Origin of the sequence: Anabaena sp. CCY 0017 (assembly GCF_963920885.1) — a bacterium.
Taxonomy (GTDB): domain Bacteria; phylum Cyanobacteriota; class Cyanobacteriia; order Cyanobacteriales; family Nostocaceae; genus Nodularia.
Map to the genome: position 1 here is coordinate 255,936 of NZ_CAWUDG010000002.1, position 14,275 is coordinate 270,210.

The 14,275-nt window shown below is 41.0% G+C and carries 10 protein-coding genes; 4 read left to right on the forward strand and 6 right to left on the reverse strand.

The genetic code is table 11. The features are described from left to right. Positions 1–597: 597 nt before the first annotated feature. Entirely contained in the window at positions 598–1,116 is a 519-nt protein-coding gene (gene purE, locus ACM0OW_RS03360; protein ID WP_414548620.1) for a 5-(carboxyamino)imidazole ribonucleotide mutase, read from the reverse strand. Positions 1,117–1,153: 37 nt separating this feature from the next. Between purE and nagA the strand changes: the two genes are divergently transcribed. Beyond that, positions 1,154–2,356, forward strand: a complete 1,203-nt coding sequence (nagA, locus tag ACM0OW_RS03365) for an N-acetylglucosamine-6-phosphate deacetylase (protein WP_414548621.1) — start codon at positions 1,154–1,156, stop codon at positions 2,354–2,356. Here nagA and ACM0OW_RS03370 read toward each other — a convergent pair. Together ACM0OW_RS03370 and ACM0OW_RS03375 are read right to left on the reverse strand one after the other, a co-directional pair. Continuing rightward, the gene (locus ACM0OW_RS03370; protein ID WP_414548622.1) at positions 2,353–2,892 is read right to left on the reverse strand and encodes a DOMON-like domain-containing protein; all 540 of its coding nucleotides are present in this window, start codon (positions 2,890–2,892) and stop codon (positions 2,353–2,355) included. The genes nagA and ACM0OW_RS03370 overlap by 4 nt on opposite strands. Beyond that, complete coding sequence (locus tag ACM0OW_RS03375) at positions 2,889–3,989, reverse strand: phosphotransferase enzyme family protein (RefSeq protein WP_414548834.1); 1,101 nt, start codon at positions 3,987–3,989, stop codon at positions 2,889–2,891. Before ACM0OW_RS03375 ends, ACM0OW_RS03370 begins: the two co-directional genes overlap by 4 nt. A 359-nt stretch (positions 3,990–4,348) precedes the next feature. Between ACM0OW_RS03375 and sbcC the strand changes: the two genes are divergently transcribed. Beyond that, on the forward strand, positions 4,349–7,375 hold the full coding sequence (gene sbcC / locus ACM0OW_RS03380) for an exonuclease subunit SbcC (protein WP_414548623.1): 3,027 nt from the start codon (positions 4,349–4,351) through the stop codon (positions 7,373–7,375). Positions 7,376–7,818: 443 nt separating this feature from the next. On the opposite strand, the gene ACM0OW_RS03385 is transcribed toward sbcC, so the two are convergent. Together ACM0OW_RS03385 and ACM0OW_RS03390 are read right to left on the reverse strand one after the other, a co-directional pair. Beyond that, positions 7,819–8,271, reverse strand: coding sequence for an SH3 domain-containing protein (locus tag ACM0OW_RS03385; RefSeq protein ID WP_414548624.1), 453 nt, complete (start codon positions 8,269–8,271; stop codon positions 7,819–7,821). Positions 8,272–8,379: 108 nt separating this feature from the next. Continuing rightward, a complete protein-coding gene (locus ACM0OW_RS03390) occupies positions 8,380–9,894 on the reverse strand; it encodes an AAA family ATPase (protein ID WP_414548625.1) in 1,515 nt (504 codons plus the stop codon). A gap of 110 nt (positions 9,895–10,004) precedes the next feature. Between ACM0OW_RS03390 and ACM0OW_RS03395 the strand changes: the two genes are divergently transcribed. Together ACM0OW_RS03395 and ACM0OW_RS03400 are read left to right on the forward strand one after the other, a co-directional pair. Next, positions 10,005–11,297, forward strand: coding sequence for a P-loop NTPase fold protein (locus ACM0OW_RS03395; protein ID WP_414548626.1), 1,293 nt, complete (start codon positions 10,005–10,007; stop codon positions 11,295–11,297). Then, the gene (locus ACM0OW_RS03400; protein ID WP_414548627.1) at positions 11,297–13,558 is read left to right on the forward strand and encodes a tetratricopeptide repeat protein; all 2,262 of its coding nucleotides are present in this window, start codon (positions 11,297–11,299) and stop codon (positions 13,556–13,558) included. Before ACM0OW_RS03395 ends, ACM0OW_RS03400 begins: the two co-directional genes overlap by 1 nt. Before the next feature lie 43 nt (positions 13,559–13,601). On the opposite strand, the gene ACM0OW_RS03405 is transcribed toward ACM0OW_RS03400, so the two are convergent. Continuing rightward, a complete protein-coding gene (locus tag ACM0OW_RS03405; protein ID WP_414548628.1) occupies positions 13,602–14,108 on the reverse strand; it encodes a YceD family protein in 507 nt (168 codons plus the stop codon). Positions 14,109–14,275 lie beyond the last annotated feature (167 nt).

Here is a 14,275-nt window from a genome sequence, read left to right on the forward strand (position 1 = left end):
AGACCACTATTTTGCAAAGCATAAATTCACATGAACTAACTAAAATCTTAGGCAAATACTAGTACATTTGTAAATACTTCGTGATGCTCTTTTGGAAAAAGTATTATGCATTTTATGCAACTGTCAAGCCTCCCTCTCTTAAACTTTGAACCTAGAAATAGTCATGTTTTGGAACGAAGAATCTCCACAATTGCCAATTTTTGCGGAAAAATTCCGCTAGAAGGCGATAATTATACTACAAGTTGACTCTTTGAATGCCCAACAACTGGCATGATTAAAATAATTTATGTAACAACTTTTGGTAAAGTCGCTCACAAATTTGATTGATTTTCTATTTCCTGCCACTGAAAGTCTGTATTTTCGGATACTTTTTTATTTTCTTTGACTCTTGTAGCCGTCTGTAACTATTCGGAGCGAGAAACTGTATCCTTTACAGTGTCAGCATTCTCTGACTTCAAGCTCAAAAAGTCAAGAAGATTATTAAAATTTTATAAAAATGTTAAATAAACTGTTAATAACCAATCATGTTCAATGATCAAAATCGGCGAAAATCAACGAATACAGTTGGATAGCAGATATATTGTTGCTGTTACGCAATTACAGTTCCTGTTGCAAATATTGCTGATATCCTAGTTGTTCTAGTTTTGCTTGCTTTGCCATTACCGATTCTGAGAGATTTTGGCGATATTGTTGCACTTTTTCCAGTAATTTTGGTTGATGTGTAGCCAGAATTTGCACTGCTAACAGTCCAGCATTCTTAGCATTACCTATGGCCACTGTTGCGACTGGAATACCTCCAGGCATCTGTACAATCGAATATAAAGAATCAACGCCTTGTAAATTGCGAGTAGCTACGGGAACGCCTATTACCGGAAGTGGAGTTAAAGATGCTACCATGCCAGGAAGATGGGCTGCACCACCTGCGCCAGCAATAATCACCTTTAAACCTCTTTCGTGGGCTTGTTGGGCATACTGCACCATGCGTTCTGGAGTTCGATGGGCTGAAACAATTGCTACTTCAGTTTCTACGCCAAATTCTTCACAAATTGCGATCGCATCTTTCATGGTGGGTAAATCTGAATCGCTGCCCATGATAATACCGATAAGAGGAGCCATATTAATTTTAGATTTTGGATTTTAGCGAACTAAGGTGATGACAACAGCAACACAAAAGCCCATAGATATTATTAATGCACGAGTACCTGATTATCAAGATTTACAAAGAATCTCTGTTAACGATGAGGGGATAATTGAGCAAATCTTGCCCATGAGTTCTGTAGTTACAGGCTGTGAGTCTTCAATAGATGTTGCTGGTGATTGGATTTCTTTGGGTGGTGTCGATTTACAGATTAATGGGGCTTTGGGGTTGGCATTTCCAGATTTGAACGCTGAAAATTCTCATATTCTGCCCAAAATATCGCAATACCTCTGGGATGTGGGTGTGGATGAATTTTTACCCACATTAGTAACAACCTCAGTAGAAAATATACAGCGATCGCTCGCCATAATTGCTGATACTATTTCCACTCAAAAAGTAGGCGCAAAGATTTTGGGGGTACATTTAGAAGGGCCATTTTTAAATTACCAAAAGCGAGGCGCACACCCAGCCGAGTATTTGTTACCTCTGACAATTGATCAGGTTAAAAGAGTTTTGGGCGATTATGCCCATGTTGTGAAAGTTATCACTTTAGCCCCCGAATTAGACCCCACTGGGGAAGTAATTCCATATTTGCGTTCTTTGGGGATAATTGTCAGTTTAGGGCATTCCCTGGCAACAGCAGCCCAGGCAAAAGCGGCTTTTACACTAGGGGCAACAATGGTAACTCATGCTTTTAATGCCATGCCGCCATTACATCACCGTGAACCTGGGCTTTTAGGTGTAGCAATTAATCATCCTGATGTGATGTGTGGTTTTATTGCCGACGGTGAACACGTTACACCCACTATGCTGCAAATTCTCCTCCGCGCCAGTAACTACGCACAAGGGCTATTTTTGGTGAGTGATGCCCTCGCACCTCTGGGGCTACCCGATGGGGTGTATCCTTGGGATAATCGGCACATTGAGGTGAAAAATGGGACGGCAAGATTACCTGATGGGACTTTATCAGGGACTACTTTACCTTTGTTGCTGGGTGTGCAAAATTTGGTGAGGTGGGGAATTTGTGATTTAGGAAGTGCGATCGCTTTAGCAACTAATTCACCTAGAAAAGCGATTAATTTACCGGGTATTATTTCTAGTCCTGCTGCTAATTTGTTGCGTTGGGATGGGGATGGAAGTAATCGGCAAATAACTTGGGCAAGATTGTTTGGCACGCAGAGGCGCAGAGGCGCAGAGAGGGGAGTTGAGGAGGTTTAATTTGGGCGGATTAAAAAGCTATCTCGCAGATGGAAGTCTGGTTTTACTCCTGGATGCGTTAATGCCCAATAAGTAATATCACTATTTTTGTCTTTGATTACTGTTGTAATTGCAACTTCAATTTTTTGTGTTTGCGTCAAGATTTTACTCAAATCTACTTCTAATATCAGGGTTAAATTATCCGATTGTTTTTGAACAGTAAATGGAAGGATGTTAAAGGCTGTTTCTTCTTGCATTCCTTGACGGTAGCTATCAAAATGATAAATATTCCAATGTCCAGATGGGGAAAGGTTAAATTCCCAATACTGGGCAGAATCTTTGATGGCAATGAAGAATTCAAAAGAAGTATTTTCCCATAGTTCATGCTTTCGGGTTGGTGTATCTGATAACGGGGGAATCATGACTTGGTTTAAGTCTCCGAGAAGTTGGTAATGGAGGCTAAGTTTATTGGCATATCGGGCGATATTACCCGTAATTTGTATAGGTAGAGATTTTTCAGACGGAAATGGTTGTAGGGAAAATGTCTGATTTTTCATCTCAAATCTTGGATAATTTGGCGAATATTGGTTTCTTGAGATTCAATACTCTCAGTTAGCTTAAACTGGACTAACGCCCTGGCTAAGTTGTGTTCTGGATACTTAATTTTGAAGTAGACATCCCCGGCTAGATAGTCAGTCAAGAATCTCAGCCCTAACTCAAAGCTAATCAGACGAATCGCAGGGTAAATATAGATATAATCATTTTCTGAGAGAAAAGCTTGAGCAACATCAAGATATCCCTGTAAAATTCCTTGACACAAGTCTGTATCAAAATAAACTTCTTCCCACTGTTCCGTTTCTTCTCCCGCCGGATTACAACCCGACCGCAAACAGTCGCCAATGTCATAATGTACTAATCCCGGCTTTACAGTGTCGAGGTCGATGATGCTAATTGCTTTGTGAGTATTAATATCAAATAAGACATTATTGATTTTAGGGTCGCCATGTATTAGGCGTAGTGGTAATTTGCCTGTAGCTTTAGCATTTTCTAAGATATCTACAAAAGTAGTGCAACTCCTGACAAATTGTAAGCAATAATTAACTTCTGGGGATGAGTGTGGGCAAGCTTTTCTCAGGATATTTTCGTATTCTTGACAATAAGTCGGTGTAATGTGGAAACCTGGTAAAGTATCAGCGAGTTTTGCTGGGGGTAAATCACTGATGAGATTGTGGAACATCCCCAAGGCATAGCCGATTTCGGAAGCTTGTGAACTATCTGCTAAAGTGTCGAATGATTGGGCGTTTTCTACGAAGCTGATAGCCCGCCAGTAACCGCCATTCTGGTCTGTCCAGAGGTTTTGGCTTTCCTGAGTTAATAAAACACGGGGAACCTCCCAACGCCGATTGCCTGCGGCGTGGCTTTGCCGAGCGTTAACATGATCTGTTAAAATCTGCATATTCTGCATCACTAGTGCCGGCTGCCGAAACACCTGCGTATTGATGCGTTGTAGTACAAAATGCTTTTTCCCTGGTGAATCTAGAGTTACTAGGAAAGTGTCATTAATATTACCATTTCCCAATGATTGAATGCCCTTAATCTGACCTTGAGGCGTAAATTGTTCGGCTATAGCAATTAAATTTATCTCATTTATCATGTTCATTGACCTGCACTACTCCCCACATACACTGCACAAAGGCAATAGGGGATATAGTAGCCTAAGTTTTGCGTCAGGTCAGTATAAAATTCATTCCGGTTTGGGAAAGAAAGATTTTCAAACCATAAAAATACAACCCAAGTTAGCAGGTTTAAGTTTTTTCAGGAAATGGAAGTTCCATTTTTCTCCCATATTAAGCAAAATATTTTGCCTAAATGAAAAACCTGGTCTAAATATTGTTAAGATTAGTAAAATTACCGACTTCAAGACTAGAATAGTGATAATCACATAGGTAAACTATCAAATAGTGCATCTGTACTGCAAGTTCGTAAAACATTAGATGCGGCACTATAGCCTCAATGATTCCAGTACAACTTATCCTCAAAAACTTCCTCAGTTACCGTGATGCAACTTTAGATTTTCGGGGTTTGCATACGGCTTGTATTTGTGGTTCTAATGGTGCGGGTAAATCTTCTCTTCTAGAAGCAATTACATGGGCAATTTGGGGTCAAAGTCGCGCCGGTGTTGAAGATGATGTGATTCATTCAGGTGCGAAAGAAGTTAGGGTTGATTATGTTTTTCAATGTAATCAGCAGAAATATCGGGTAATTCGCACCAGAGTTCGGGGTGCTAGTGGTGTTTTAGAATTTCAAATAGAAACAGCTTCTGGGTTTCGCGCCTTAACTGGGAAAGGAGTCAGAGCTACACAAGATTTAATTTTAGAACACATCAAACTTGATTACGATACTTTTATTAATTCTGCCTATTTGCGTCAAGGTCGTGCTGATGAGTTCATGATCAAGCGTCCCAGTGAACGGAAGGAAATTTTAGCAGAATTATTAAAACTAAATCAATATGATCAATTGGAAGAACGGGCAAAAGAGACATATCGCCAGTTTAAAGCGAGGGCGGAAGAATTAGAGCGTTCTCTGGAATCGAGCCAAGTTCAGCTGCAACAACGGGAAGCAACACAAGCCCAAAAAACCGAGTTAGAAACTGAACTGAATCAACTGCAACAAGTCCAAGCTTTTGAGAATATTCAATTACAAAGTTTGCAAGTTGTGCAGCACCAGAGGCAAAATTGGGAACAACAACTGAATTTTGTCAGGCAACAACATCAAAATTTAACTCAAGATGGCGATCGCTTGCAACAAGAACAGTCAGCTGTGCAGAGTCAATTATCAGATTTAGCAGCCATCTTAAATCAGGAAGCTGAAATTAAATCTGGTTTTACCCAGTATCAAACTCTGCAAGCTCAAGAAGAAGCTTTTGCTACTAAATTTCAAGAATACACCCATGCAACGGCTTTACTGCAACAAAAGCAACAGCAATTAACTAACCAAATTCACGAACTAGAAAGGGAACTGCAACAAGTTCAAGGACAATTACTCGCATTAGAACAACAAGAGCCAGAAATTCAGCAGACTCTAAATAAATCGGCGGATGTCGAAGCGGCTTTAACCCAACTTACCGCAGCTCGTCGCCGTGTGACTCAATTAGATGAACTGCAAATGCAAGTTTCTCCTTTGTTGCAACAACGGCAAAATTTGCAAAGTCAACTGGATAAAGTTCATGCTGGTTTATTAGCACGCCTAGAACAGTTACAAGCTACAGAAAACCAACTACAACGCTCCTCCCAACGTCAACCGCAATTACAGCAAGCGGCGAGAGAGTTAGAACTCCAGATTTCGCAGATGGAGAAAGACAAAGTTTATCTGCAACGAGTCCAGGAAAAAGGGCAGGAAAGACGGCATTTTATGGAACGTCTACAAGCTCAACAACGGGAATATGAAAGGTTATTGGGGGAATTAGAGCAAAAACTGGAAATGCTCCGTACTCCTGATGCCACGTGTCCCCTGTGTGAGCGTCCTTTAGATGAACATCATTGGAATCGTGTGGTAGATAAAACCAAAGACGAGTACAAGGATACTGAAGGACAGTTGTGGGTATTTCGGGAACAAAAGGCAGTTTCAGACCGAGAAATTCAGGTACTGAGGCAGGAATATCGGGAGATATTGCAAAAAGTATCACCTTATGACACTCTCAGAGAACAAAGAGGTCAATTAGCCGCACAACTCCAATCTACCAGTGATGCTGACCAACAATTACAACAACTGGCTGAGGAAAAGCAACATTTAGAGCGATCGCTGCAAGCAGGTGATTACGCCCCTGACAAACAAGCCCAACTGCGACAATTAGAAGAATATTTACAACAATTGAATTATAATGAACAAGACCATGCTCTAGCTAGAAGTGAAGCAGAGCGTTGGCGATGGGCAGAAATTAAACAAGGGCAGATTAAAGACGCAGCTAAACGACAAGCTCAAATAGCCGCCCGTAAGCCAGAATTACAAGCAACTATTTCTCAGTTACAGAATCAAATCCAAAAAGATAAAATTGATTCTGACTGTGCTAAAGAAATCACTGAACTTCAGCGTCGTATTGCGGAAATTGCTTACAGTTCAGAGGAACATAATAACCTGCGCGTAGCTGTACGCCAAGCCCAATCTTGGCAATTACGTTATCAACAGCTTTTATCCGCGCAACAGCAGTATCCCCAACTCCAGCAACGATGGCAAGATTTAGAGGTTTCGAGAAGCGAGAGATTACAAGAACGGCAAAAACTACTGACTCAGATTGAAAGTATTACCCAGGAGTTAGCCAAATCAGCCAATCCCACTGAACAAATTAACGCTTTAGAGCAGCAAATTCAAACCCGTCGCCGACAACTTGATGAAAAAATCGCCAGTTTAGGGCGTTTAGAACAGCTGATGCTGCAATTGGAAACTCTGCAAAATCAGTATGAGCAACAGCAGCAGCAGTTACAATCTTGTAAGCAGGAACAACGGGTTTATCAGGAATTAGCGCAGGCGTTTGGTAAAAATGGTATCCAAGCACTGATGATTGAGAATGTGTTGCCGCAACTGGAAGCTGAGACAAATCAACTGTTATCGCGTTTGAGTGCTAATCAACTACACGTACAATTTATTACTCAGAAATCTGGACGCAGTAGTAAAGCTAAGAAGAAAAACGCCAAGCTGATTGATACTTTAGATATTTTAATTGCCGATTCCAGGGGAACAAGAGCTTATGAGACTTACTCTGGTGGAGAAGCATTTAGAATTAACTTTGCTATCCGTTTAGCCCTGGCGAAATTATTGGCACAAAGGGCGGGTGCGGCGTTGCAGTTATTAATTATAGATGAAGGCTTTGGTACACAGGATGCGGAAGGATGCGATCGCTTGATTGCGTCAATTAATGCGATCGCTTGTGACTTCGCCTGTATACTGACTGTAACCCATATGCCCCATCTCAAAGAAGCCTTTCAAGCCCGCATTGAGGTTAATAAAACCCAGCAAGGTTCCCAAGTCAGTTTGTCAATGTGAGTATACCTCTAAGAGGTTGTTTGAAAAGTCTAATTTATTACTAGCCCAGGCGACTAGAAGTCGCGGCTATACAGACAAAACCCGCCTGCGCGGGTTAAAAGCCTTAATTCTTCATTAGTCCACGGAGGTGGACTTCGTTTGTGTAGTAGCGTATCGCTAACGCGAAGCGTAGCCATATTATATTCGCCCAAAACTTTTCAAACACCCTCTAACTAACATTGTTGAAGCTAGAGGTTCATTACAGCGCTTCCGGCTATTATGCAATACAGATTTATCCTGTGTCCCTCTCCTATCATAGCTTTCAGTTTTGGGGATGTACCTCATAGCTGCCGGAAGTGCTGTAACAGCTAAATTACGAACTACGAACTACGAACTACGAATTACGAATTACGAATTACGAATTACGAACTACGAACTACGAATTACGAATTACGAATTACGAATTATTCCACCCGTTCAGTATTACCTATTTTGACCCAACCTTCTTGTTTCCCTGCTGTGCGAATCTTTTGCCAATTTTTATCCTGACTTTCTTCCAAGACAATCACTTCTTCATTAGCACCAACTCCAGCCACACGTTCAGCATCCATGTTTGGTTCAGCTCGCACACTCAAGCCTTGAGGCCAAGTCACACGTCCTTGGTAAGCCCCCGGTGGTAATTCGTCCGTGGGAGTTGGAGTTGGCGTTGGCGTTGGTTTTGGTGTAGATGCACTGCTTACCTCAGTCGCTGGAGGAGCTTCCTCTTTCAACGCCGGAGTATCATTGGCAAACAGAGGTTTAGGTGGGGGCATAAAAGCGCGATTCATGAAATAGAGTGCAACTGCTACACCGCTACCCGTTAAAATGGCGATCGCTAAGATCACCCCTAGAATAAACTTTAGTAAATTAGTAAACATTTTTAAAACCTCATCACCAATGGTCAATAGTCAATAGTAGTTCTTAAATATTGACTATTGACATCTGAATGATTAATTACCTAATTATTACAGCTGTAGCTGAATACGTTAACGTAACTTACCGAAAGTATCAGTCAAAGGATTGTGTTTCGAGGCTAAACGCGCTCTTCCAGATGCAGCCCATTCTTGTAGTTGTTGAATTTGCTCCACAGCCGTTCGCGCCAGGGGTATAATTTGGCTAGCAGCTTCGAGAATATCGTCATTAGTAAAATCGCGATTTTGACTAAATCCAATGTGCATCGCTTCAACCAAGGTTTGTTCAATCTCAGCCCCAGAAAAATCGGGCGTTTCATAAGCTAATCTGTCAATATCATAACTTTTCAGGTTATGGGGGCGCAGTCGGGATAAATGAACGTTAAAAATTGCTTTTCTCTCGTCTTGGGTAGGTAAACCCACAAAGAAAATTTCATCAAATCGCCCTTTACGCAGCATTTCCGGCGGTAAGGCTTGGATGTCGTTAGCGGTGGAAACAACAAACACAGGTGAGGTTTTTTCGGCTAACCAGGTAATAAAAGTTCCAAATACCCGGCTAGCAGTACCTGCATCACCTTTGGCACCAAGTCCCGAAAAGCCTTTATCGATTTCATCAATCCACAAAACGCAAGGCGCGAGGGCTTCAGCAACTTGAATCATTTGGCGAGTGCGGGATTCTGATTCACCGACTAAACCACCGAATAAGCGTCCAACATCGAGGCGTAATAGGGGTAAATGCCAATGATGCGCGATCGCTTTTGCTGTTAAAGATTTACCAGTACCTTGAATACCTAATAACATTAAACCACGGGGGTGTGGTAATCCGTACTGACGCGCCCGATCAGTAAATGAGCCTCCCCGACGCAGTAACCAATCTTTAAGGTTATCTAGTCCCCCTATATCAGAAATCTGCTCAGTGGCGGGGTAAAAGTCCAGGATTTGGGTTTGGCGGATAGTTTGGCGCTTTTCCTCCAAAACCAAGTCTACATCCTCTGGTTGCAGTTCTCCGTGGGATGCGATCGCTCTGGCTAAAACCCGCCGAATCCTTTCCATTGAAAGGCCTTGACAAGAACGCACCAAGTCATCCAGAATTTTTCCAGAAAGGGAGTTGCTACCAGTGCTTTGTAGTAAGCGTTCCACCTCAGTTTTAATTTCTGCGGCTGCGGGTAATGGGAATTCAACCACTGTGAGAACTTCTGTTAAATCGTCAGGAATGGCGATGCGTGGCGATAGTAATACCACATTTTTAGGTTGGGATTTGAGGAGTCTAGCTAAGTTGCGAAGTTTGCGTGCGATCGCTACATCATCTAAAAACCGATGATAATCGCGTAAAATCAAGACAGCAGGAGCAGAGGCTGGCAACTTTTCCACAAATTCCAAAGCTTGTAACGGGTTACGCTTACCAAATCCCGCATCATTGGGGTTTCCCTGGTAGCCATCCACAAAATCCCAAGTATATACAGGACGATTACCTTGATTTGCGGCTTCTTCCCGAATCGCCGTTTCTACCCGTTCCTCCTCATAAGTAGGAATATAAATCAAAGGATAGCGGGCGCGTAGCAGCAATTTAAATTCTTCACGAAAGTTCATATACTAACTCCTATGGATAATTCATAATTTGTAATTAAGAATGGCATATTAAATGTAATTATCCTGCCGGACTTGAAGATGATAATTTAAGTATTCTAAAATATATGGACATGGAAGAAAAAGTTTTGTTAGAAAAGTTTCGCCAATCATATCGAGATTTAGAACTATTTCCCCTGATAGATTGGAGAAAAGTTGAACAGTTTCGAGTTGATTTTGCTAATCATACAATCGCTCGTTTGGAGCAAGCAGTAGAAGATGCACCTGCTAACGGCAAACTTATATTTGCTGGACATCGTGGTTGCGGTAAGTCTACGCTATTGGCAAAATTTTCTGCACAAATGATGGAACAGGGATATGTAGTTACTTTATTTTCTGTAGCTGACATGATTGAAATGTCAGACATTAATCATGTGAATATTTTGTATGCTATTACCCTGACTCTTTTAAACAAACTTCAAGAACTAAAAATTAATATTTCTCCTGACACCGAAAAGTCTTTAAGAGAATGGTTTACTACCACACAGACAGAAACAGTTACTAAAGATTTAAAAACTGAAGTAGGACTAGGTGGCGATTTCTTCAAATTAATTACCGCTAAACTTAAAAACGAAGCAACATTTCGAGAAGAAATCAAGAAAACCTATGAACGAAAAGTTTCGGAACTAGCAAAAAAAGCTGATGAAATTGCGGCGCTGATTCAAGCATATACTAAAAAAGAAGTTTTAGTAATAATTGATGATTTAGATAAACTCGATTTAAGTTTAGTAGAAGAGATTTATAAAAATAATATTAATTCTTTATTCCTACCTAAGTTTAGAATTATCTATACAATTCCCATTGCGGTAATTCGTAATAATGATTTACTAGCTACCTTACAATCAGTAACACCACGTGTCTATCTGATGGCAGTTTGTAAATTCTTTAAGCAAGGAGATAGCCATAAACCTGACGGTGTACCAAAGGAAGAACTGATAAACTTGTTTCTGCAAATTCTCAAAAAGCGGATTCCCGAAGAATTAATGGAACCAGACACTGCAAGGCAAATTGTCTTAAAAAGTGGTGGTGTAGTTAGAGAATTGGTGAGAATAGGTAGAGAATGTTGCTCTCAATGTTTGCTATTAATTCGTTCTGAACCACAGCGAACGGATATCAAAATTAATGATGAAATTCTGCAATTAGCAATCAAAGATTTGCGGAATGATTTTGCTCGTCCATTGGGCGATAAATTATATAGCATATTAGTAACTACCTACAATCATCTGACACCTCCAGACGCAAAAAGTGAAGAATTTCTGTCTTTACTACATGGATTGTCTGTACTGGAATATGAAAATGATGATTTATGGTATGACGTGCATCCCATTGTGGCAGATTTACTCAAACGCAAAAAGTTGATTGAATAATGTTACCAGATGATGTTAAAGCGGAAAATCAACGAAATTATCAGAAATTGATTGTATCCTTGGAAGCCAGCCAAGGAATTTTAAATTTGCTGATTGCGGTTTGTGATGACCCCAATTTACGAGCTAATTTAATTCAGCAGTATGAAAGTGAACTCAAACAGCAGAACTTTCTAACCTATCGCGTGAGGGTACGTAGGCAAGATCCCAGTTTACGTTATGCTTTGGCACATTTGGTAGAAACCGAGCCAGATTTACAACCAGGTGAGGCTGCTGTAATTACAGTTTTGGGAATAGATGAACTGTTATCTGTGAAGTTAGACGCACCCAAATCAGAGCAGGATAGGTTTTTTGGTTATTTACAATGGACAAGGGAAGCGCTAAGAGAATTTACTTTTCCCATTGTGTTGTGGGTAACTGAGTCAGTCTTGATTCGTTTAGCAGAACGCGCACCAGATTTTTGGAGTTGGCGGGGTGGGGTATTTTGCTTTACACGCGAGTCTGTGACTGTAGAAAGTAGAGGGATTTCAGGAACAAATAAAATATCCAAATCTGCACCAGAGGACATTGGTGGTTTACCTCTAGAAGAAATATTACAACTGATTGCAGAAATTGAGGCAAAAGGAAAGGAAGCACCTTTACTGGCGACTTTATATGAAAGTCTGGCAAAAGCCTATGAACAAAGATATGAAAATCATCAAAATCGTCAATTAGCAATTCAAGCCTATCAAAAAGCCATTGCGTTACAAACAAAGTTGGGGTTAAAGGCTGATTTAGCGGATAGTTTGAAGAATTTGGGGCATCTTTATTTTGAACTGAAGAATGAGGTCAAATTAGCTAAAGATTATTATCAACAAGCATTGGAATTGTACCGCGATATTGGTTCTCGCTTGGGGGAAGCATATACATTAAAAGCCATCGGCGATGTTTTACAGTTTCTCAACCGACGCAGCGAAGCTTTAGAAAAATACGAACAAGCTTTGGCATTATACCGCGATGTTGGCGATCTCTTGGGAGAAGCATATACATTAAAAGCCATCGGCGATATTTTGCAGTTCCTCAACCGCACCAGCGAAGCCTTAGAAAAATACGAACAAGCTTTGGCATTATACCGCGATACTGGCGATCTCTTGGGAGAACCTAATACATTAAGAGCCATCGGTAATGTTTTGCAGTTCCTCGACCGCAGCAGCGAAGCCTTAGAAAAATATGAACAAGCATTAGTATTCTATCGCGATATTGGCGATCGCTTGGGGGAAGCAAATACATTACAAGCCATCGGCGATGTTTTGCAGTTCCTTAAATGCAGCAGCGAAGCCTTAGAAAAATACGAACAAGCATTAGCATTCTATCGCGATGTTGGTTCTCGCTTGGGGGAAGCAAATACATTACAAGGCATCGGCGATGTTTTGCAGTTCCTCAAATGTAGCAGTGAAGCTTTAGAAAAATACGAACAAGCATTGGCATTCTACCGCGATATTGGCGATCGCTTGGGGGAAGCAAATACATTAAGAGCCATCGGCGATGTTTTGCAGTTCCTCAAATGTAGCAGTGAAGCTTTAGAAAAATACGAACAAGCATTGGCATTCTATCGCGATGTTGGTTCTCGCTTGGGGGAAGCAAATACATTACAAGCCATCGGCGATGTTTTGCAGTTTCTTAAATGCAGCAGCGAAGCCTTAGAAAAATACGAACAAGCATTAGCATTCTATCGCGATATTGGCGATCGCTTGGGGGAAGCAAATACATTACAAGCCATCGGCAATGTTTTGCAGTTCCTTAAATGCAGCAGTGAAGCTTTAGAAAAATACGAACAAGCATTAGCATTCTATCGCGATGTTGGCGATCGCTTGGGGGAAGCAAATACATTACAAGGCATCGGCGATGTTTTGCAGTTCCTTAAACGCAACAGCGAAGCCTTAGAAAAATACAAACAAGCATTAGCATTCTATCGCGATATTGGTTCTCGCTTGGGGGAAGCTAACGTACTGCAAGAGTTTGGTAAATTACAAGATGACCCAGCACAAGCACTAGAATATCTCCAACAAGCCCAAAGCCTCTATAATCCAATTGGCAATATTTACAGCCAAAGCCGCAACCTGTTATTGATTGCCGATATGCAATTTAAAATGGGACAGACAGAAGCTGCACTTAATTCTTTAACCCAGGCGGCTGAACTCGCTGATGCTATTAACTACGAACCTAAAAAAAAACGCGCCCAAGAAATATTAGCCCAAATTAAAAATAATCCCAAAAACTTGTAGAGACGCGATTCATCGCGTCTAAATCTATCACGTCCCCTTTAAATCATCCCGGAAGTTGCTTTTTCAACGCTTCCAAAGAAGCCCAACGACTATCCCCCGGCTTATCCGAACCATCAGCATCATCGCTCAAAATACCCGGACAATCGAGATTACAAAGCTGACGCTGAGGGAATGCTAAACACATCTGCTCGTATAACCATTCACTGGGATAAAAATAACCTTTAGGTGAGAGCGTTTCCACCAAATCTTCCATCACCACTTCCCGTTCTAAAGGCAAATCCTCTATTTGAGCAGCAGCTTCATCTAACCAAATAACTTCTTTGGTATTTACCGTCAAACGTTGATTATATTGCTGCAAACAACGGTTACAAGTACAAGTGATAATTGTTTCCGCCTGACTGGACACTTCCAAGTAACTACCTTGATGATGCACCCGCAAGCGACCGCGAACAGGTGTCAAGCTTTCCAAACCAGGGAGAAACTCTTGAACTTGAATTTCCTCTGTTTGCTCCGGGGCTTTGGTGAGCTGCGGAATAAAAATTGCGTCCATAGGATTTTGATATAATCACAAAAATTCAGGTTTTACCATCAGCAGTTTTGCTAACAATACAACCCTATTTTAACTCTTCAGAACCATAGAAATTTTGTATTTACAGCAGTTTACAGGTAAGTGTAATACATCAAAAAAAAGACTACAAACAAACACAGATAAATTTG

Excerpts from the sequence above, each read along its gene's own strand:
- purE (WP_414548620.1), bottom strand. The coding sequence starts at position 1,116 with ATGGCTCCTCTTATCGGTATTATCATGGGCAGCGATTCAGATTTACCC.
- nagA (WP_414548621.1), top strand. The coding sequence starts at position 1,154 with ATGACAACAGCAACACAAAAGCCCATAGATATTATTAATGCACGAGTA.
- ACM0OW_RS03370 (WP_414548622.1), bottom strand. The coding sequence starts at position 2,892 with ATGAAAAATCAGACATTTTCCCTACAACCATTTCCGTCTGAAAAATCT.
- ACM0OW_RS03375 (WP_414548834.1), bottom strand. The coding sequence starts at position 3,989 with ATGATAAATGAGATAAATTTAATTGCTATAGCCGAACAATTTACGCCT.
- sbcC (WP_414548623.1), top strand. The coding sequence starts at position 4,349 with ATGATTCCAGTACAACTTATCCTCAAAAACTTCCTCAGTTACCGTGAT.
- ACM0OW_RS03385 (WP_414548624.1), bottom strand. The coding sequence starts at position 8,271 with ATGTTTACTAATTTACTAAAGTTTATTCTAGGGGTGATCTTAGCGATC.
- ACM0OW_RS03390 (WP_414548625.1), bottom strand. The coding sequence starts at position 9,894 with ATGAACTTTCGTGAAGAATTTAAATTGCTGCTACGCGCCCGCTATCCT.
- ACM0OW_RS03395 (WP_414548626.1), top strand. The coding sequence starts at position 10,005 with ATGGAAGAAAAAGTTTTGTTAGAAAAGTTTCGCCAATCATATCGAGAT.
- ACM0OW_RS03400 (WP_414548627.1), top strand. The coding sequence starts at position 11,297 with ATGTTACCAGATGATGTTAAAGCGGAAAATCAACGAAATTATCAGAAA.
- ACM0OW_RS03405 (WP_414548628.1), bottom strand. The coding sequence starts at position 14,108 with ATGGACGCAATTTTTATTCCGCAGCTCACCAAAGCCCCGGAGCAAACA.